The organism is Ruegeria sp. BK1, from assembly GCF_056535645.1.
On record NZ_JBQFIS010000001.1, the window covers coordinates 795,429 to 813,815 of the forward strand.

Annotated in this window: 17 protein-coding genes; 5 read left to right on the forward strand and 12 right to left on the reverse strand. The window is 58.3% G+C overall.

Annotation, left to right across the window (positions count from 1 at the left end):
• Positions 1 to 6: 6 nt before the first annotated feature.
• Positions 7 to 354 carry a TfoX/Sxy family protein gene (locus ACR3E7_RS03925; RefSeq protein ID WP_170769521.1) on the reverse strand — a complete coding sequence of 116 codons (348 nt, stop codon included), beginning with the start codon at positions 352 to 354 and terminating at the stop codon, positions 7 to 9.
• 213 nt (positions 355 to 567) lie between these two features.
• Between ACR3E7_RS03925 and ACR3E7_RS03930 the strand changes: the two genes are divergently transcribed.
• Together ACR3E7_RS03930 and ACR3E7_RS03935 are read left to right on the forward strand one after the other, a co-directional pair.
• Positions 568 to 2,067, forward strand: coding sequence for a CHAD domain-containing protein (locus tag ACR3E7_RS03930; RefSeq protein ID WP_480502948.1), 1,500 nt, complete (start codon positions 568 to 570; stop codon positions 2,065 to 2,067).
• 103 nt (positions 2,068 to 2,170) lie between these two features.
• Complete coding sequence (locus ACR3E7_RS03935) at positions 2,171 to 2,638, forward strand: CYTH domain-containing protein (protein WP_480502947.1); 468 nt, start codon at positions 2,171 to 2,173, stop codon at positions 2,636 to 2,638.
• Here ACR3E7_RS03935 and ACR3E7_RS03940 read toward each other — a convergent pair.
• The 9 genes from ACR3E7_RS03940 to ACR3E7_RS03980 form a co-directional block, all read right to left on the reverse strand.
• A complete protein-coding gene (locus ACR3E7_RS03940; RefSeq protein ID WP_480502946.1) occupies positions 2,619 to 3,986 on the reverse strand; it encodes a sensor histidine kinase in 1,368 nt (455 codons plus the stop codon). The two genes, ACR3E7_RS03935 and ACR3E7_RS03940, sit on opposite strands and share 20 nt — an antisense overlap.
• Positions 3,979 to 4,659 carry a response regulator transcription factor gene (locus ACR3E7_RS03945; RefSeq protein WP_170769525.1) on the reverse strand — a complete coding sequence of 227 codons (681 nt, stop codon included), beginning with the start codon at positions 4,657 to 4,659 and terminating at the stop codon, positions 3,979 to 3,981. Before ACR3E7_RS03945 ends, ACR3E7_RS03940 begins: the two co-directional genes overlap by 8 nt.
• Positions 4,660 to 4,841: 182 nt before the next feature.
• Complete coding sequence (locus ACR3E7_RS03950) at positions 4,842 to 6,278, reverse strand: DegQ family serine endoprotease (RefSeq protein WP_480502944.1); 1,437 nt, start codon at positions 6,276 to 6,278, stop codon at positions 4,842 to 4,844.
• 766 nt (positions 6,279 to 7,044) lie between these two features.
• Entirely contained in the window at positions 7,045 to 7,644 is a 600-nt protein-coding gene (locus ACR3E7_RS03955; RefSeq protein WP_480502943.1) for a nucleotidyltransferase family protein, read from the reverse strand.
• Positions 7,645 to 7,675: 31 nt separating this feature from the next.
• Positions 7,676 to 10,093: a GcvT family protein gene (locus tag ACR3E7_RS03960; RefSeq protein WP_480502942.1), complete on the reverse strand. Its 2,418-nt coding sequence runs from the start codon at positions 10,091 to 10,093 to the stop codon at positions 7,676 to 7,678.
• A gap of 93 nt (positions 10,094 to 10,186) precedes the next feature.
• Entirely contained in the window at positions 10,187 to 11,494 is a 1,308-nt protein-coding gene (locus tag ACR3E7_RS03965) for an HlyC/CorC family transporter (protein WP_480502941.1), read from the reverse strand.
• Positions 11,495 to 11,557: 63 nt separating this feature from the next.
• A complete protein-coding gene (locus tag ACR3E7_RS03970; protein WP_170788562.1) occupies positions 11,558 to 12,511 on the reverse strand; it encodes a site-specific tyrosine recombinase XerD in 954 nt (317 codons plus the stop codon).
• A 2-nt stretch (positions 12,512 to 12,513) separates the two neighbouring features.
• Positions 12,514 to 14,037 (reverse strand): hypothetical protein, encoded by a 1,524-nt coding sequence (locus ACR3E7_RS03975; RefSeq protein WP_170784573.1) that lies wholly within the window; start codon positions 14,035 to 14,037, stop codon positions 12,514 to 12,516.
• Positions 14,027 to 14,176, reverse strand: a complete 150-nt coding sequence (locus ACR3E7_RS03980; protein ID WP_480502940.1) for a hypothetical protein — start codon at positions 14,174 to 14,176, stop codon at positions 14,027 to 14,029. The genes ACR3E7_RS03975 and ACR3E7_RS03980 overlap by 11 nt, the downstream gene beginning before the upstream one ends.
• A 79-nt stretch (positions 14,177 to 14,255) precedes the next feature.
• Here ACR3E7_RS03980 and ACR3E7_RS03985 point away from each other — a divergent pair, with 79 nt between their 5' ends.
• Positions 14,256 to 14,843, forward strand: coding sequence for a shikimate kinase (locus ACR3E7_RS03985; RefSeq protein WP_480502939.1), 588 nt, complete (start codon positions 14,256 to 14,258; stop codon positions 14,841 to 14,843).
• Entirely contained in the window at positions 14,844 to 15,956 is a 1,113-nt protein-coding gene (gene aroB, locus ACR3E7_RS03990) for a 3-dehydroquinate synthase (RefSeq protein WP_480502938.1), read from the forward strand.
• Here the strand turns inward: aroB and ACR3E7_RS03995 are convergent, their stop codons facing one another.
• Together ACR3E7_RS03995 and ssb are read right to left on the reverse strand one after the other, a co-directional pair.
• A complete protein-coding gene (locus ACR3E7_RS03995) occupies positions 15,957 to 17,027 on the reverse strand; it encodes a site-2 protease family protein (protein WP_480502937.1) in 1,071 nt (356 codons plus the stop codon).
• 18 nt (positions 17,028 to 17,045) lie between these two features.
• Complete coding sequence (gene ssb, locus ACR3E7_RS04000) at positions 17,046 to 17,552, reverse strand: single-stranded DNA-binding protein (protein ID WP_170769536.1); 507 nt, start codon at positions 17,550 to 17,552, stop codon at positions 17,046 to 17,048.
• A 206-nt stretch (positions 17,553 to 17,758) separates the two neighbouring features.
• Between ssb and ACR3E7_RS04005 the strand changes: the two genes are divergently transcribed.
• Complete coding sequence (locus tag ACR3E7_RS04005; protein ID WP_170769537.1) at positions 17,759 to 18,337, forward strand: lytic transglycosylase domain-containing protein; 579 nt, start codon at positions 17,759 to 17,761, stop codon at positions 18,335 to 18,337.
• Positions 18,338 to 18,387: the final 50 nt, after the last annotated feature.

Consider the following 18,387-nt stretch of genomic DNA (forward strand, 5'->3'; position numbering starts at 1 on the left):
CCTTTTTCATTCGGGTTTGAGGTCCGCAGCCGAGACCCGCACGCCGATCGCATCCAGATCAGCGATGATCTGCATCTCAGGCGCGGTGCTGACACTGGCCTTGATCGCATCGAACCGTTTGCGCAGCGCCTTCTTCTCCTCGCCTTTGCAATCGTTCCATGGACGCCCCTGAAGGCCCATGACCAGCACGTAGTACCCGATGAAATGCGGGCGAGAACCCGACTGCAATAGTTTCGTGTAGGCCGCATCTGGTCCCAATTCCCGCAATCCTTGCGCCGAGTGTATCCCGGCACGAGCACAGGCCTGTTCGAAAGCGGGGCCGAGGTTGCGTATGGATGAGACGGGATCGGACATGTGAAAAGTCTTATGATACGGTGTATCCTCTGTCATCCGAATTTCACCGTGAATGCCTCCCGGTCGTAGTACCTTTGCCTGCAGGACCAAGTTAAGATTTCACGGGCAAATACCGTCATGAGGTCCTTTCGTGCCCAAGACTATGGAAATCGCTGAAAAACAAATTCTTACCTGCAAGATGTACATGCGATCCGGGCGGCTGGAGGGTTTTTGATGGGCAAAGAAAGTTCGGTGTTCTTCTTGTCAGGTCGGTTTGACGAAAAAGCTATCGAAGGGGTGCTCAAGAATCATTGGAACTTGACGATCGGCGAGTCATCAAAACGGCTTTTTCACATCCTAGATTGCCATGACCAATCTCTTGTGTCCAAAGGCAAACTTTTGATTGAAACTGATGGAAAGTTGCATCTGTTTTCCTTTAAGCGACATGTGACGCAGCAGGGCAGTGGCGCCGGACAGTTCGTTCAAAATCTACCAAACGGCGCGGTTCGGTCAGGATTGTCAAAGTTTCCCACGCTTCGGGCACTGATCCCGATTGCGTCTGGAACTGTGAAGGTGCGCAAGTTCTCGGTTCTCGACGACTTGCGAAAGACACGTGTTCAAGGCCAGGTGGTTGATCTTGTTTCGGATCATGGACGTGCGACGATTGTGGTTTTGTGCCAAGTGAACGGGCCATCTTCAAGTTTCAAAAATATCCGTAAGTCGATTGAAAAAAACAAAGATATACGAAACGCAACTGGGGTTTTCACTGCGCTGTCTCCGGACACGCCGCGTTATCAGGCCAAACCCGATATCCCCCTCGCTCGAGCAGAACCCACTGTAGATGTGGCGACCAAGATTATTGGGACCTATCTGGCGGTGGCGCGCCAAAACGAAAATGGTGTGATCGCAGATTACGATACCGAGTTCCTGCATGACTACCGTGTCTCACTCCGGCGCATCCGTTCGGTACTCAGCCTGTTCAAAGGAGTTTTTTCACCTCATCAGACGATGGGCTTGAAGAGAACGTTTTCCGATCTTATGGCCCCGACCAACCGGTTGCGCGACCTTGATGTCTATCTACTTGAGAAAAATAACTATTACAGCATGATACCGGAAAACCTTCATGTTGGTGCTGAGATCATGTTTGCACAGTTTGAGGCAGAGCGTAAAAGGTCATGGAAAGTTCTATCTCAGAAATTCAGAAGTGTGTCCTATAACCGGTGTATGTTGGAACTGAGCAGACAAATCACCGATCCAAAGAGTGTACAGACCGGCCCGAACGCAGAGCTTGCAGCTTATGACTTCGCCTGCACCATGATCTGGAAACGCTATCGAAAACTGTGCAGACGGGCGCGTCGGATTATGCCGAATTCGCCCGATACCTTGGTCCATGACCTGAGGATCGAAGGGAAGAAACTCCGTTATTTAATGGAGTTCTTTGGTCCTTTGTTCAACCAAAAATCTTTAAATACCATACTTAAACCGCTGAAAAAACTGCAAGATAATCTAGGCCGATTCAACGACTTCTCGGTTCAGCAAAAAGCGTTGCTGGAATTGGTGGATCGACAGGTTGAAACCGAACAGCCCGAAATCGCCCAGCTCGCTCTGTCCGCAGGCGGGGTGATCACTGTGCTAAAACAACGGCAAGAGGCAGAACGCCAGCGTGTGATCGCGCATCTCCGTGGTTTGGACAACCCCGAGATCAAACATCAGTTCTGGAGGCTGTTCCAATGACAGCCTGCGAGCCCCCTCGGTTCGGTGGCAAAGCCTTTTCTCATATGAGATAGTTACTAGTGATGAGGTTGGCCGTCGTTGATAGCAATGTAGGTTCATAGGCATGGGCACTGAAATCGAACGGAAATTCCTGGTTTCTGCGGTTCCAGACTTGCAGCATCTGGACCGGGCCGTGATCCGCCAGGGCTATTTGACTGCGCCTGAGGATTCCACTGAACTGCGGTTGCGGCAAAAGAATGAACGCTATTTCCTGACGCTGAAGGGTTGCGGAGAACTAGTGCGCGTAGAACGCGAAACCGAAATCTCGGGCGAGCAGTTCGAAACCTTCTGGCCCGAGACCACGGAACGGCGGGTTGAGAAGGAACGTTACACTGGAACGCTGTCCGATGGGCGCGTTTTTGAGTTGGATGTTTTTCAGGGTGGCCTGACGCCGTTGCACATAGTCGAGGTTGAGTTTGAGACCGAGGCAGACGCCAAATCCTTTGTTCCGCCCGAATGGTTCGGCGCGGAAGTCACAGAGGATAAATGCTATAAGAACAAGACCTTGGCGATCAAAGGTGTGCCAGTTTGATCGTCGCTTTCAGACCGGGGGCCGCGTCCTGCGGCAGGAATTCTCCACCGTGCATATGCGCGATGGCCGATACCAGCGCCAGACCAAGTCCTGCATTGCGTTCGGTCCGGGCTGGATCGAGGGTCACAAAGGCCACTTGAAGGCGTGAAAGATCCTCGGGCGCAACGCCCGGCCCGCGATCGCGGACGCTTAGGTATGTCTCCTTACCATCATCGGTCAAAGTGATTGTGATTTCAGTATGTTCCGGTGCGTAGCGCAAGGCGTTTTCAAGCAGGTTCGACAGGGCCTGGGACAGCAGGGGTTTATGCCCGCTCAGCGGTGCGGCGGTTCCTTCAATTACCAGACGAATGTTCTCTTCTGCGGCGACGGGATCGTAAAGGTCGACCACATCTCGTACCAGTTGTTCAAGTTCAACTGTTTCGAACTGTTCCCGCCCCACGCCGGCTTCGGCGCGGGAAATCTCGGTCAATTGGCCCAGAACGCGCAGTACATGGTCGATCTCGGTTGTTGCGCGGGCTACGTCGATATCGCGGTCTTGATCGGTTTTGGTGGGATCCGACAGCGCTTCGACGCGTTGCTTTAGACGGGACAGTGGGGATCGGAGGTCATGGGCGATTGAGTTGGAGGTGGTGCGCAGGTTGCTGATCAACTCTTCGATCCGGTCCAGCATCGAGTTCAGCGTGCCGGCGACCTGATCGAACTCATCCCCGGTTCCACGCATTGGCATTCGGCGAGACAGATCCCCGGAAACGATATCCTCGGCGGTGTTTGCGATGTCGGACAGGCGGGAAAAGACCAGACGCGTGAACAGCCACCCGGTCAAGGTGCTGAGTGCCAGGGCAATGACCAAGACGATCCCAACGGTGCGCAAAAGGACCCGGTCAAACTGCTGCCGCGCCAGCGCGTCTCGCCCGACCAACAGGCGCTCACCGCCGGGTAGACGGATTGAGGCCGCTGAGATGGGCACAAGTTGGTCATTGTCCGCACGGCGCAGTTCCAGATCGACCCAACCGCTGCCAGCCGCGATGTCTGCTGGCCATTGCTTGAGATTTCCGGCTAGTGTCGCCCCAAAGCGATCTGTCAGCAGGTACATCGCATCCCGCTCGGCGGCGGATGGCAGGCGGCGTTCAATCGCTGTTAGCAGCCCGATCAGCCCGCGTCGTTCATATTCATCCGCCAATCCGGTGAGTTCGGCCGATACGACCGAACGCGTCTCGCCCTCGATGCTTCGATTGGCAGTGACGTAGACCAATGCCAGAACCGTCGCGGTCAACAATGTGCTGAGCACCATGCTGGCCAATATCAGGCGCGTGCGTGAATTATTGAACGACAGCCGTATGTTATCCATCAGATATCATGTAACCCGCACCGCGAACGGTTTCAATCAGCGGCGGCCCACCGCCTTCGTCCAGCTGACGCCGCAGCTTCGAGATATGGACATCGACGACATTCGTATTTGGGTCGAAATGATAGTCCCATACCCCTTCCAGCAACATGGTACGTGACACCACGCGGTTCTTGCGGCGCAGGAAATATTCCAAAATCTGGAATTCGCGCGGGGTCAGTGTAACTTCGTGCCCATCGCGTGTGACCTTGCGGGTCAGCAAATCCATTTCAAGATCGCGGCAGGTCAGGATGGCGCTTTCCTCGGATTCCTGCGGACGCCGCAGGAGTGCTTCAATACGGGCATGTAACTCCTGAAAGGAAAACGGTTTTACCAGGTAATCATCCGCCCCCGAACGCAAACCTTTGACGCGTTCGTCCACCGCGCTCATGGCGGTCAGCATCAGGACTGGTGTCTTCAGCCCCGCGGCCCGCAAGGACCTGATTAGGGACAACCCGTCCAGCCCCGGCAGCATTCGGTCCAGTACAATGGCATCAAACCCGCCATCGGTGGCATGGTATAGCCCCTCGCGGCCATCAGCAGCTTGTTCGACCACGTAGCCTTCTTCGCCAAAACCTTTGGCGATGAAGTCGCGCGTATCTTGGTCATCTTCGACGATCAGCAGACGGCGGCTCATGATCGGACCTCCTTTCCAACGGGATTTAAACACAAATTTCCGGGTAAGGCACCGGGTTTGATGGGATACGTGCCGGGTGCGTTGCGGCGCACCCGGCAGTCCCGGCAGAGAGCGGACAAGACAAACTGCCGGGGAGGCGCACGCCAGATATTCCCCATCACGTGGCGCGCGCGGGTGTCAGATCAGGCGATTTCCACCGCCACGAAGATCTGGTTTCCGGCCCGGTTGATCAGCACCAGCGCGGGATCGGTCTTTTCGCTGTCCAGCGCGGCTTTCAGCGCGTCGGGCGTGTCGGTCTCCTGGCTGCCCAGTTTGACGATGACATCACCGCGTTGCAGGCCCGCTTTTGCCGCAGGGCTGTCGGGCTTGAGGTCGGTCACGATCACACCGTTGACCGAGTCGGACACACCGATCTCGGAGCGGGTGGTTTCGGTCAGCGGGGCGACGGTCACACCCAGTGCGGTGCCCGAGGTCGCCTCGGCCACCGGGTCTTCAACGTCCAGTGCCGCGCTTTGGTGCTGGCCGATGGTCAGTTCCAGCTGCTGTTCGGTCCCGTCCCGCAGCACCGTCAGGGTGCTTTCGGTGCCAACCTTGGTAGTGCCCACCAGAAGCGGCAGGTCACTGCTGGAGTCCACGGCCTCGTCATTGAAGGTCAGGATGATATCGCCCTGTTGCAAGACGCCTTCGGCGGGGCTGCCATCGACCACATCCGACACCAACGCGCCGGTTGAGATGTCAATGCCCATGGCTGCGGCAATTTCGGGGCTGACATTCTGGATCGAGACACCCAGCCATCCACGGCTGACCTGACCGTCATCGCGCAGGTCGGCGGCGATATGCTCGACGATGTTCGAGGTTACCGCAAAGCCCAGACCCACAGATCCGCCGCTGGGCGAATAGATAGCCGAGTTCACGCCAACCACTTCGCCGTCCATGTTGAACAGCGGCCCGCCCGAGTTGCCCTTGTTGATCGCCGCATCCGTCTGGATAAACTCGGCATAGGGCCCTTGCGAGATGTTGCGCCCCTTGGCCGAGACAATCCCTGTAGTCACGGTCGAGCTAAGCCCGAACGGGTTGCCGATGGCCACCACGTCCTCGCCTACGCGGATCACGTCGCTGTCACCCAGTTCAACGGCCTGCAATCCGGCGTCGGCGTCAATCTTCAACACGGCGATGTCTGTCAACGGGTCGGTGCCGATGATTTCAGCATCGAATGTGCGGTCGTCATACAGGCGAACGGTGACGGTCGTGGCGTTATCGACGACGTGGTGATTGGTGATGATGTAGCCTGCCTCGTCCAGCACGAAACCGGATCCCAGACCTTGTGCCGGTCCGCGCTGTGGTGTGTTGAAGCCCTCGGGCGTGCCGAAACGTTTGAAGAATTCGCCAAACGGGTGGGCCTCAAAGTCAAAGTTCTGACCCTGTGCCGGTGTCGGCTTTGCCTCTTGTTCCGCGATAATGGTCACAACCGAGGGAGACACGCTCTCAACCAGGTCAGCCAGGGCTTCGTCCGCTTTCGAGGGCAGGGCGGTGGTGGCCAGCAGCGCGGCGCTCAGGGCGCTGACGCCGATCCAGCCGGACGTGCGCGGCACGAGAAGAGAGGATTTACGGATGCTCATTTTGGTCTCCTGTTTTATCGCGCGGTTCCGTTCGCGCGTTAAGTCAGGAGGTGGCGCACCAGTCTGATCATTTCCTGTGCCAAAGGTTAAGAAATCTTAATTTTGCCATAAAGACACGGTGGTATGACGACCGGTCGGTCATACGACTCGGGTCAACGGAGCGAATCGCGTGGCTCGAATCGTGAGATTGTCCGCTATTGCCGGTCCAATCCTCCAAAAGACGCGAATTGATTCAATTTGATGAACAAATGATCAAGCCAAGGTGGTGTTGGCTTGGGGTTCGACTATTGGTTGTGGAGATGTGTCAAAACATATTGGTCGCACAGGTATAATCGTAGATTTTCGGTGGGTATACATGTCAAATGTGCATGTTTAACCTGCTATTTTCCTTAAATTTCAATAGCAGAATGCAACCTAAGGGAGAAGTCAATATTCAGAGATGTTGCTGAAAAACCATTCCGATACATCCTAAATGACCCGATCTTTCCAAATTTACGTTGTTTGCCCTCAACCAATCGGTGACGATGATCAGGCCCAAGCGAGGGGAAGCCGACGGCACTAGGGGGTGCCGAAGGTTCGTCACGATCACTGGAAGCGCTGAGCGGCATGTTAACGAGGGGGTCTTGTTTAGGTTCGGCAGCGGATAGCCGAGGTGCCTTATAGGCAGCTTTGGCCGCGCTTTCAGGGTTGATGAAAAGTGGTAGTCCTGTTTTGGGCACCGGCCCGGTCTGCAAAGACCGGGCCGTGTTTGTTTTACGGACCTGCCTTACAAGCTGTGCCGCGCCCGCCATGCCGCCCAATCTTCGGGCGTATCCAAGTCCAGCAGTGCGTTCCGATTGGGCAAGGGGTGAAGATGCACCTTGTCGGAATGCGCGCGCACAACAGTTTGCGCACCTTCATCGCCGGTCAGGCGGCGCAGCTCCGCGAACAGAGATTTGTCAAAAATAACCGGGTGACCGGGTTTTCCATCCTTAGTTGCGCCGCGCCATATCAACTTTTTCGGGTGTTCTGAAACCGAGCTGACCACACTGTTTAAATCCTCGGCCGTGATGTCGGGAAGGTCCGAAAGCAGGACCATTGCGGCTGTTGCTTCGGCCGGCAGATGGGTCATGGCACCCCGTAGGCTGGCATTCATACCTTCGGCGGCATCCGGGATCTCGACCAGTGTCAGGTCCAGCCCGTCCAGCGCTTGATAGCGCGGATGAGGGAGCGGGGGCAGGGCGACGATCACCGGCCCAACCTGCCGGGCCGTCATGGCTGAGCGGCGCAGAAGAGGAGTATCTCCGACGTTTTGCATCAGCTTATCCGTGCCGCGCATACGGCTGGATTGCCCAGCGGCCAAAAGGATGATCGGGATGAGACTCATTTATTTAAGATGGCCGCGTTCCGCCCCGCTGTCATCCCCGCATTCGCGAGCCATCCGCATCAAAAAGTGGGGTTGAAATCATCCGCGCGCGGCGGCGTTGCCCCAGTATCTCGATCTCGACGTCCTGACCGTCTGTCGCGTGTTCGACGGGCAGGAACCCCATAGCAATCGACTTTTCCGCAAAATGGGAATAGTCGCCCGATGTGCAGAACCCGACCACCTTGCCGTTCAACCAGATCGGCTCATAGGCGTTGACGTCGGCGTCCTCGGCATCGACCTGGAATGCGACAAGCCTTCGGGAGGGGCCGTTTTGCGCCTCACGTTCGACCGCCGCACGCCCTATGAAATCGACGGGTTTTGCGAAGGATATGAACCGATCCAACCCGGTTTCAGCCGGTGTGTAGTCGGGAGAATACTCCCGCATCCATGATCCAAAGAACTTGTCCAGACGTAGGCTCATCATGGCGCGCATGCCGAAGGGGGTCAGGCCCATCGGCTCTCCGGCTTGCCACAGCGTCCACCACAGCTGCCGCTGCGCCATCGGATCACAATAGATCTCGTACCCCAGGTCACCGGTATAGCTGACGCGTTGGACGATGCAGTCGGTCATGCCCACGGTCATGCGGCGCACATCCATGAAGCGCAGCGCCGAGACATCATCGCGGGTGCAGGCGGCCAGAACCTCTGCTGCCTTCGGGCCTGCGATCTGGAATCCATTCAGCCGGTCGCTGATATTTTCGATCTGCAAGCCGTCTTCGCGATGTTGCAGGAACCACCGCATATGGAACGCCTGCGCCCCGTATGAGGCGGTCAGGCGGAACTCGGTCTCATCCAGGCAAGAGACAGTGAAATCCCCGATCAGCTTACCCTTGGGCGACAGCATCGGCGTCAACGACAGGCGACCTGGTTGCGGGATGCGCCCGGCCATGATCCGATCCAGCCAAGCCCGCGCATTGGGACCTGTGATGCGGTACTTACCGAAATTGTGGACTTCGTTGATGCCCACGGCAGTGCGCACAGCACGAACCTCGCGCCCGGTGGCTTTGAAGGCATCGGACCGGCGGAATGAGGGCGTCTCATAGTCTGGTTCATCGCCCTGAGCGAAGTAATTGGGGACCTCCAGCCCGTATTGCTGGCCCCAGACAGCGCCCAGATCGGTGAAGATGTCATACATCGGGGTGGTTCGGTTGGGGCGGGCGGCGGGCAGTTCTTCGTTCGGATAGGCGACGCTTAAGCGTTTTTGGTAATTCTCGATCACCTTGGGGCGGGTGTAACCGGGACTGATCCAGTCGCCAAAGCGGGCCACATCCATAGCAAAGACGTCTCGCTCAGGCTCGCCCTCAATCATCCATTGAGCCAGCGTCAGGCCAACGCCACCACCTTGGCTGAACCCGGCCATAACTCCGCAGGCTGACCAATAGTTGCGCAGCCCCGGTACCGGTCCGACCAGAGGGTTCCCGTCCGGCGCAAAGGTGAACGGACCATGGATCACCGATTTCACTCCGGCTTCGGCCAGAACCGGAAAGCGACGATAGGCGAATTCAATACTGTCGGTGATCTTGTCATAGTCGTCGGGCAGCAACTCGTGCCCGAACTCCCACGGGGTTCCGTCCACGGCCCAGGGCTTGCAGGGTTGTTCGTAAAAGCCGATGCACAAGCCCCGGCCTTCCTGCTGCAGATAGCTTTCGCCTGCGGGGTCCATCACATGCGGATGTTCTCCGCCTGCGTCGATGATGGCCTCGATCTGAGGGATCGCGTCGGTGACCAGATACTGATGCTCCATCGGGTGCAGCGGGAAATAGACCCCTGCCATTGCGCCGACCTCACGCGCCCATAGGCCACCTGCGTTGACCACATGTTCGGCGTGGATGGTGCCCTTGTCTGTCACCACATCCCAAGTGCCGTCGGGGCGCTGGTTGGTCTCGTGCACCATGCAATGGGTTTCGATCGCGGCCCCGCCCATCCGGGCCGCTTTGGCATAGGCGTGGGTGGTGCCAGAAGGGTCAAGATGGCCGTCCAGCGGATCATAGAGCGCGCCAAGGATGCCATCGGTATTGGTGATGGGTGCGATTTTCTTGATCTCGTCAGGGCCAATGATCTCTGTCTCTAGCCCCATGAACCGGTGTTTGGCGCGCTCGGCCAACAGCATGTCGAACCGGTCCTGATTGTCGGCCAGCGTTACCCCGCCCACATGGTGCAACCCGCAGGACATGCCGGTGATCTCTTCCAGTTCCTTGTAAAGGCGGATCGTATAGCCCTGCAAAGCGGCCATGTTGGTGTCGCCGTTCAGCGTGTGAAACCCGCCCGCCGCGTGCCAGGTGGACCCGCTGGTCAGCTCAGAACGTTCCAGCAGCACCACGTCTGACCAACCCAGCTTGGTCAGGTGGTATAGAACCGAACATCCGACAACACCGCCACCAATCACTGCCACCCGCGTTGTCGATTTCATGCCCGTGCCTCCGCTTTGTATCTGGCCAAAGCGTGCAAGGGCAGACCGGGGCTGACTGTTCCGTTTCCGACGCGACATGTCGCACGAGACGTTTTACAGTGGACGGATTTTCAACTCAGTGATGCGGTTACCTTCACGGGTGGTAACTTCGAACCGGAAACCGTGGAACGAGAATACCTGACCCACTATGGGGATCATCTGCGCCTCGTGGATGACCAGACCAGCCACGGTATTGGCCTCGTCGTCAGGCAGCGTCCATTCCATCGCGCGGTTCACATCCCGGATCGTCATCGCTCCTTCAACAAGGTACTGACCATCTTCGGTTCGGGTGACGGGGACGTCCTCATCAATGTCGAACTCATCGGCGATCTCGCCCACGATCTCCTCAAGAATATCTTCCAGAGTGATCAACCCCCGCAGCGAGCCATATTCGTCCACCACCAACGCAAAATGACTGTGCATCCGCAGGAATTCCCGCATTTGATCGTCCAGAGTGGTGGTTTCTGGCACGAAATACGGATCATTGGCCACCTTCGAGATATCGAAGCTTTCCAGCCGGTTGGCTTCGCTTTCACTGTCGCCGGCATGCGCGTACATGGCGCGGAACAGGTCTTTGGCATGAACGACACCCACGATGTTCTCGGGCTCGTCCCGAAAGACGGGCAGGCGGGTATGAGGGCTTTTCAGACACTGCTGCAAGATTGCCTCGGGCGCGTCGTCGGCGTCGATCATCTCGATATTCGAACGGTGCAGCATGATTTCCTCGACTGCACGGTCCGCAAGATCCAGCGCGCCCAGAATACGATCGCGGTCTTCCTTTTCTACCACGCCTTCCGAATGACCCAGTTGCAGCGCACCGGCGATCTCTTCCCGCACGGCAAGGATGTTGCTGTCTGGGTCGATCTGTACCCCAAATAGCCGCAGAACACCCCGCACCAAAAGTCGGACGGCGGCCACGACCGGGGAAAAGACGGTCACCACTACGCTGATGATCGGGGCGACCAGCGCGGCGGCTTTCTCGGCATTGGTGATGGCATAGGTTTTGGGCAGTACCTCGGCGAAGATAAGCACCAGCAAGGTCATCACCAGTGTCGCAAGCGCTACGCCGCTTTCGCCGAACAGCTTGGTAAACAGCGCCGTCGCCAGTGAGGCCGCCAGGATGTTCACGAGGTTATTGCCCAGTAGGACCGAGCCGATCAGACGTTCATTGTCATCGGTGATATCCAGCGCCTTCTGCGCCCCGCGCGAGCCTTTGTCGGCCTGCGCCCGTAACTTGCCGCGCGACGAGGCGGTCAATGCTGTTTCGGAACCTGAAAAAAATCCTGAAAGGACAAGTAAAAGCAAAATGGCGCCGGTCGTAAACCAGAATGCGCCGTCGATCATAGAAGCAGAGGGTTCCATCGGTCCTTGGTTGTTTGGGTTGTTGTCTTCGTTATGGGGGTGCGGCCCCTGCGGATCAAGAGGTTAGCCCTTATCACCGGGGTCTTTCGCCAACGGGTGATGCTCGAGCACCAGCTCGGCCAGACGTTCGTCCAGCACATGGGTGTAGATTTCCGTCGTGGCGACATCGGCGTGCCCCAGCAATGTTTGGATCGAGCGTAAGTCGGCCCCGTTCGCCAAGAGGTGGGTCGCAAAAGCATGGCGCAATGTGTGGGGCGTCACCTTTTCAGGCGATACGCCACCCTGCACGGCCAGGTCCTTGATCAGGTGGAAGAACATGTGCCGGGTCAGATGCCCGGACTTGCCCCGCGACGGGAATAGGTACCGAGAACGCTGACCGCCATTTGAAACTGCGTCGTCCTCGGCGGCGTCTCTCGTCTCAAGCCACAAAGCCAGCGCGTCGCGGGCCGGAGGGGAGAGGGGGACCATCCGTTCCTTGCCGCCTTTACCCAAAACCAGCAGCATTCGAGGATCGCCCCGCGCCGAAGAGACCGGCAGTGACACCAGTTCGGTCACGCGCATGCCGGTGGCATAAAGCAGCTCCATCAGGCAGGTGTTGCGGATGCGGTCGGCCTTTGAGCGGCCGGTTTCGCGCGCGGCTTGCAGCAAGCGATCGACCTCGGGTACATCCAACGTCTTGGGTAGGCGTTTCTGGCGGCCCGGACCCTTGATCTGGATTGCCGGATTGGTGTCGCGCCAACCTTCTTCAAACGCGAACCGGTATATCTGCTTGATCGCAGACAAGCGGCGGGCGCGGGTCGACTGGGACAGGCCCTGCGCGTCGCAATCGATCAGATAGCGCTCGATCAAGTCGCGGTCTGCTGCGGTAAATCCCATCTTGCGGCGTTTCAGCCAAGCGGCAAAATCCTTCAGGTCGTTGCCATAGGCCAAAAGGGTGTTGTTGGCCGCACCTAGCTCGGCGGCCTGAGCTTCCAGAAAGGTCGAAATCCAAATCTCGGCGGAGGCAGGGGCGGCCATGATCAGGTGCCTTGCAGGATCAGCAGGTTCAGTGCAGCGCGGCGGGCGGTATCCTCAAGCCCGACGCGGCGCAGGGTGGCGATGGCAGCAGTCAGGTCCACGAGGTTCCCGCGAGAGCCATGAGCAAACAGGTTCATCGCTTCCAAAATCGCCTCACCCAGCTGGCTGTTGTTTAGCAGCGTTTCGATATCTGACGGCACAGGTGCGGCCCAGGCAAAGCCTTGTGCAACCGCATCGGCTAATGGCGATGGCGAGCGCGCGCGCCCCGGATCCCCTTGGGCTAGTGCGGCCAAAAACTGGTTCTCCTCGCCTTTGTCCGGGACGGATAGGGCGGCGCTTTCATAAAGGTCCGAGAGCAGCAGGATACGCCACCGCAAGGTCTCGGCTTCGGCATCCGTAAGTGAAACCTGCGACAGCCGGTCTGCGAAAAGTTCGGCAAACGGGACCTCAAGCCCGACGCTGCGCATTTGGGTCCAGACATCGAGAAGGGCGGGTGATATGGCCTCGGGCTTGCCGGAATCCAGCGCGGTTTCGAACCGCTGCACCGCCGCGACGCGATCCCAAACCGCACCTGAAGCGGCAGGCGAACGTTCAGTATAAAGCCCCAACAACTGGTTCGGCGTCAGCGCACCCACACGGGTCAACCGCTCGGCCGCCTCGATCTGGGCTTTCCAGCCCGCCACATCCCGCAGGTCGGCATTGGCAAAGGCCCGCGGCAATGGGGCCGAGGGCAAACGCTCGCCAATCGCCTCATAAAGGCGGAAGGTCAGCGGATCAGGGTCATCAGGTTGCGGCAGGTATTCGGCGTCTTCGAATAGTTCGGGGCTGAGGAAGCGGTCTAGAACGGCCAAATCCTCATCGGGCAGCACTTGCAGCGCATGGGCCGCCTCAAGCGTCAGCGCTGCTGAGGCCCAGTCGCCGCGTCGCGCTTTGCAGAAAATCTGCGCCGCGTAATCCTGTGACAGGTGCGGTTGCGCGATCAGTGCGGTGCAACTGCGATCTTCGTCGCCCGTCAGCAGCGTCGCGTCAAACCAACGTTGAAACCTGTCGCGGCTGTCGGTCGGACCAGCCAGTTGCACCAGCGATTGCGCAGGATCGGCCGCGCCCAGTTGCATCAACCGATCCAGTCGCGCCAGCAGCAATATCTCTTGGGCATTGGGGCCGGATGGCGCACGCGCCTCGGACAGCAGCAAGGTGAACAGCAGGCGCTGCATTGCCGGGTTATACCTTACGGGTACATCGGCGATCAGTTCGGCCAGCCTGCCTGGGTCGCTGTTTTTCCACATATCGACCGGCAGGCCTGTCACCGAGGACGACACCAACCCCAAGGGCGGCAACAAAGCCTCAAGCGCTGTGACCTCGACCCCCGGCTGCAGGCCGGTCTGTGACACGGGCGGTTCCAGCAAAACGGTGCCGGGCAAGTTTTCCGGAGGTTGGGTCAGCCATTCGATCGCAGACAGGGGTTCCTGCTGCGCCTGTGCGGCTCCGGCCAGGAAAAGCGCGGCAACTGCGCTCCTACTCCACATTCAGGATGACCGGTTCGCGGACTTCATTCTGCGGGGCCGAGAAATCCACCCCGAAGAACGGGCCAAGATAGGCATAGCCCACCAGCCCGATAAAACACAGGCAAACCAGATATATCAGCAGTTTGATCAGACGGCCCATTGCTCAACGTCGCCTCAATTTTTTCTTTTGTCCCAGTTATAGCTGGCATTTTTCTTAAGATCACGTCATTCACGGTGAAATGAGCGAAATAAAGCAAAACACTGACACGGTTGCCCCAGTCCAGCACCTTGTGTTGCACAAAACCGTAGTTCTGGTGGGGATGATGGGGGCTGGAAAGACCGCCGTGGGCCGTGCATTGGCCCTACGTCTGAGTGTCCCGTTCCTTGACAGTGATGCCGAGATCGAATCGGCAGCAAACATGACCATCCCCGAGATTTTCGAACGCGACGGCGAGCCGTTCTTTCGCGCCAAGGAAAGTCAGGTCATCGGGCGGCTGCTGGATGAGGAAAAGGGCATTCTGTCTACCGGCGGCGGCGCGTTTCTGTCCGAGCAGAACCGCAAGATGATCACCGAACGCGGCGTGTCCGTCTGGCTGAATGCTGATCTGAGCGTGTTGTGGAACAGGGTCAAGCACAAGGATACCCGGCCCTTACTGCGCACCGACGACCCTTATGCGACATTGCGCGGGATATATGAGGCGCGCGTGCCGGTTTACCAGCAGGCCGATTTGACTGTGACCTCGGACGGTGAGATTTCGATCGACAATATGGTTGGCCGCGTTGTCGAGGCTTTGCTGAAGCGGCCTGATGTCCTGGAACAAAAATAAATGCACCAAACCGTACATGTTGAGCTGGGCGAACGCGCGTATGATGTCGAAATCGGGCCAGACTTGCTGGCGCAGTCCGGCACGCGGATCGCGCCCTTATTGCACCGGCCCAAAGTCGCCGTCCTGACGGATGAGAACGTGGCCGCGCTGCACTTGGATGGGCTGCGCGAGGGGTTGGCGACAGCCGGGATCGAGATGTCGACACTGGCCTTGCCTGCGGGTGAGGCGACCAAGAGCTGGCCTCATTTCGAACGTGCTGTCGAGTGGCTGCTGGCCGAAAGGGTTGAGCGCCGGGATGTTATCATCGCGTTGGGCGGTGGCGTGATCGGCGACCTTGCGGGCTTTGCCGCGGCCGTTTTAAGGCGCGGTGTTCGGTTCGTACAAATCCCGACCTCGCTGCTGGCGCAGGTGGACAGTTCCGTCGGGGGCAAGACCGGCATCAATGCACCACAGGGCAAGAACCTGATCGGAGCCTTCCATCAGCCCTCGTTGGTGCTGGCCGATACCTCGGTGCTGGGCACGATGACAGATCGGGATTTCCTGTCCGGCTATGGCGAAGTCGTCAAATATGGCCTGCTGGGGGACGCCGACTTCTTTGAATGGCTCGAAGACAACGGAACCGATGTGGCGGGGGGCAATATGGCGGCGCGGGTGCGGGCCGTGACCCGCTCGGTGCAGATGAAGGCCGATATCGTGGCACGGGATGAGACCGAGCAGGGCGACCGTGCGTTGCTGAACCTCGGCCACACCTTCTGTCACGCGTTTGAGGCTGCAACGGGTTATTCCGACCGGCTGCTGCATGGTGAAGGCGTGGCCATCGGCTGCGCGCTGGCGTTCGAGCTGTCCTCGCGTCTTGGTCTGTGTTCTCAGGAAGACCCCAGCCGCGTGCGTGCGCATTTGCGTACGATGGGCATGAAGACCGATTTGGCGGACATTCCCGGAGAACTTCCAGGCGCTGAGGCTCTGGTTGATCTGATGGCGCAGGACAAGAAGGTGATCGACGGTCAGTTGCGGTTCATTCTGGCGCGCGGAATCGGCCAGGCATTCGTCACCTCTGACGTACCGCGTGATGCAGTACTGTCGGTGCTTCAGGACGCGCTGGCCACTGCCTGATCAACGCCCGTTGAGCACCATCAGCTCGCCGATATTCTCGCGTGTGATATAGCCCACCATCGCCCCCGAAGCAGTGCAAACCGCAATGGCCGGGGCGCCTTTATGCAGCCCGTCCAGCACGGCCTCCAACCCGTCGGTCAAGCGAACTTTTGGAATGTCCGGTTCCATGATCGAAGTGGCCGGATTGGACCGGGGTGTTTCATCGGCAAGGGCCGCGAACAGACGATTGCGCGGGACAAAGCCTTGCAGCTTGCCATCGGGGGACAGCACCGGAAACTCATGCTGCGTGGTATGGATGACGGCCTGCGCGGCGGTCGCCAGCGTGTCGTCGGGGGAAAGAGCGTGAAATTCGGTGATCATCGCATCGCGCGCCAGCACGCGCCGCGCGACCGAGCGCATGGTCACGTCCTGACTTTCGGCATTTGCTGCTACGAAGACGAATACCGCGATCAGCACCAACAGCGCATTCCCGGTGCTGAGCCCAAGGAACCCGAACCCGACCGCCACCGCCTGTCCCGCCAGCGCGGCGACCCGTGTGGCTTTGACGCGATCCATTTTCAGACACAGCAGGGCACGGAACACACGCCCGCCATCCATCGGAAAGGCGGGGATCATGTTGAACGCGGCCAACAGCAGGTTCACATAAGCCAGACGGTTCAGCAGGCCGGGGCCGGTGCTGTCGATCTGAGCCATGGTTTCAAGAGGCATTCCCGCGCCCAGAAGAACCAGCAAGACCCAGATTACAACATTGACCGCAGGGCCTGCCAGCGCCACCCAAACCTCTTGCATGGGGTTTTCCGGCATCCGCTCGAGCCGAGCCAGCCCGCCGATTGGCAATAGGGTAATGTCAGGCGTTTTGATCCCATAGCGCCGGGCCATCAGCGCATGGCCAAATTCATGGGCGACCACACAGGCAAATAGCGCCAGCACGAAGATCAGGTTTTCAACCGCGGCCGCCAGACCTCCACTGGAATAGGCGGCAAACCCGACCCAGGCCAGCAACAGGAAAAAGGTGACATGGACCCTCAGTTCCGACCCCAATATCCGGCCGAGTGAGAAGGACCATGTCATGATATTTCTCCGTCTTGGTTAGAACGGAATCTCGTCGTCGTCGATACCGCCGGATGCAGGTGCCGGAGAGCCGGACGGCCCACCATAAGGATCCCCATAGCCGCCACCGGCCTGACCGCCATAGCCGCCACCGGATTGGCCGCCGCCATAGCCACCACCGCCGCCACCTTCACCGCGCGCGTCCAGCATGGTCAGTTCACTGCGGTAAGGGCGCAGAACCACTTCGGTCGAATATCGATCCTGTCCGGACTGATCCTGCCATTTGCGGGTCTCAAGCTGGCCTTCGATGTAAACCTTGCTGCCTTTGCGCAGATACTGCTCGGCCACGCGCACCAAGGGCTCCGAGAAGATGGCGACCGTATGCCATTGCGTTCGGTCCCGGCGTTCGCCGGTATTGCGGTCTTTCCATGTCTCAGACGTGGCGATGCGCAGGTTGCAAACCTTTCCACCATTCTGGAACGACCGAACCTCAGGGTCGGCACCGAGATTTCCGATCAGAATGACTTTGTTGACTGAACCCGCCATATATTCCCTCGTTCTTGTCTGACTGAGCAGTGCCCGAATCTGGCACCTGTTATTTCTGCGACCCTATACGGCCTGCGCTTTGGTTGAAACATGGTTGATGACGCGAAAATGAGCGCGCTAATTCTTTAGGCATGATTTACCAAGCTTTCATTCTTTGCTGAAATATCTATACTCGTTCAGGTTCGTAGAGATCGGGATCGGCATTTATGCGGTTGTTGTTAGCGAGTTTTTCGGTGCTATGCTGTGCACTGGTCTCAGCCCCGGCTGAGGCGGATACCTTGTCGACGAAAAGCCGCAAGGACATTTTCCTCAAGCAATCCAAGGTGTTGGATTCGCGAGCGGCCACACAATACCGCAATTCCGAGCGCTATAAGCCAAAGACGCCGAGGCGTCAGTTCAGCCAGCGTTATAATGGGAAATACAAAGGCCAGTATCTGACCATCGCGCGGCAAGCGGCGCGTAAGCATAACGTCCCCGAAGACTTGTTCTTGCGGTTGGTGCAGCAGGAAAGCGGCTGGAACCCCAATGCTGTCTCGCATAAGGGAGCACTAGGTTTGGCACAGCTTATGCCTGCGACAGCAAGAACGCTTGGCGTCAACCCGCTGGACCCACGGGAAAATCTGGAAGGTGGCGCGCGCTATCTGTCCGCTCAATACCGCAAGTTCAAATCCTGGCGTCTGGCGCTGGCGGCATATAATGCTGGTCCGGGCGCGGTGGAAAAACATGGTGGCGTTCCGCCGTATAAAGAAACGCAGAATTACGTCAGGGTGATCTGGGGCGGTTAAACTCCGCTTCCCGTCCCAATAGGTAAAAGGCCAACCCTGCGGCTGGCCTT

What these genes read in the sequence shown, in the direction of transcription:
- ACR3E7_RS03925 (WP_170769521.1), bottom strand. Translation starts at nt 354, where the DNA reads ATGTCCGATCCCGTCTCATCCATACGCAACCTCGGCCCCGCTTTCGAA.
- ACR3E7_RS03930 (WP_480502948.1), top strand. Translation starts at nt 568, where the DNA reads ATGGGCAAAGAAAGTTCGGTGTTCTTCTTGTCAGGTCGGTTTGACGAA.
- ACR3E7_RS03935 (WP_480502947.1), top strand. Translation starts at nt 2,171, where the DNA reads ATGGGCACTGAAATCGAACGGAAATTCCTGGTTTCTGCGGTTCCAGAC.
- ACR3E7_RS03940 (WP_480502946.1), bottom strand. Translation starts at nt 3,986, where the DNA reads ATGGATAACATACGGCTGTCGTTCAATAATTCACGCACGCGCCTGATA.
- ACR3E7_RS03945 (WP_170769525.1), bottom strand. Translation starts at nt 4,659, where the DNA reads ATGAGCCGCCGTCTGCTGATCGTCGAAGATGACCAAGATACGCGCGAC.
- ACR3E7_RS03950 (WP_480502944.1), bottom strand. Translation starts at nt 6,278, where the DNA reads ATGAGCATCCGTAAATCCTCTCTTCTCGTGCCGCGCACGTCCGGCTGG.
- ACR3E7_RS03955 (WP_480502943.1), bottom strand. Translation starts at nt 7,644, where the DNA reads ATGAGTCTCATCCCGATCATCCTTTTGGCCGCTGGGCAATCCAGCCGT.
- ACR3E7_RS03960 (WP_480502942.1), bottom strand. Translation starts at nt 10,093, where the DNA reads ATGAAATCGACAACGCGGGTGGCAGTGATTGGTGGCGGTGTTGTCGGA.
- ACR3E7_RS03965 (WP_480502941.1), bottom strand. Translation starts at nt 11,494, where the DNA reads ATGGAACCCTCTGCTTCTATGATCGACGGCGCATTCTGGTTTACGACC.
- ACR3E7_RS03970 (WP_170788562.1), bottom strand. Translation starts at nt 12,511, where the DNA reads ATGGCCGCCCCTGCCTCCGCCGAGATTTGGATTTCGACCTTTCTGGAA.
- ACR3E7_RS03975 (WP_170784573.1), bottom strand. Translation starts at nt 14,037, where the DNA reads ATGTGGAGTAGGAGCGCAGTTGCCGCGCTTTTCCTGGCCGGAGCCGCA.
- ACR3E7_RS03980 (WP_480502940.1), bottom strand. Translation starts at nt 14,176, where the DNA reads ATGGGCCGTCTGATCAAACTGCTGATATATCTGGTTTGCCTGTGTTTT.
- ACR3E7_RS03985 (WP_480502939.1), top strand. Translation starts at nt 14,256, where the DNA reads ATGAGCGAAATAAAGCAAAACACTGACACGGTTGCCCCAGTCCAGCAC.
- aroB (WP_480502938.1), top strand. Translation starts at nt 14,844, where the DNA reads ATGCACCAAACCGTACATGTTGAGCTGGGCGAACGCGCGTATGATGTC.
- ACR3E7_RS03995 (WP_480502937.1), bottom strand. Translation starts at nt 17,027, where the DNA reads ATGACATGGTCCTTCTCACTCGGCCGGATATTGGGGTCGGAACTGAGG.
- ssb (WP_170769536.1), bottom strand. Translation starts at nt 17,552, where the DNA reads ATGGCGGGTTCAGTCAACAAAGTCATTCTGATCGGAAATCTCGGTGCC.
- ACR3E7_RS04005 (WP_170769537.1), top strand. Translation starts at nt 17,759, where the DNA reads ATGCGGTTGTTGTTAGCGAGTTTTTCGGTGCTATGCTGTGCACTGGTC.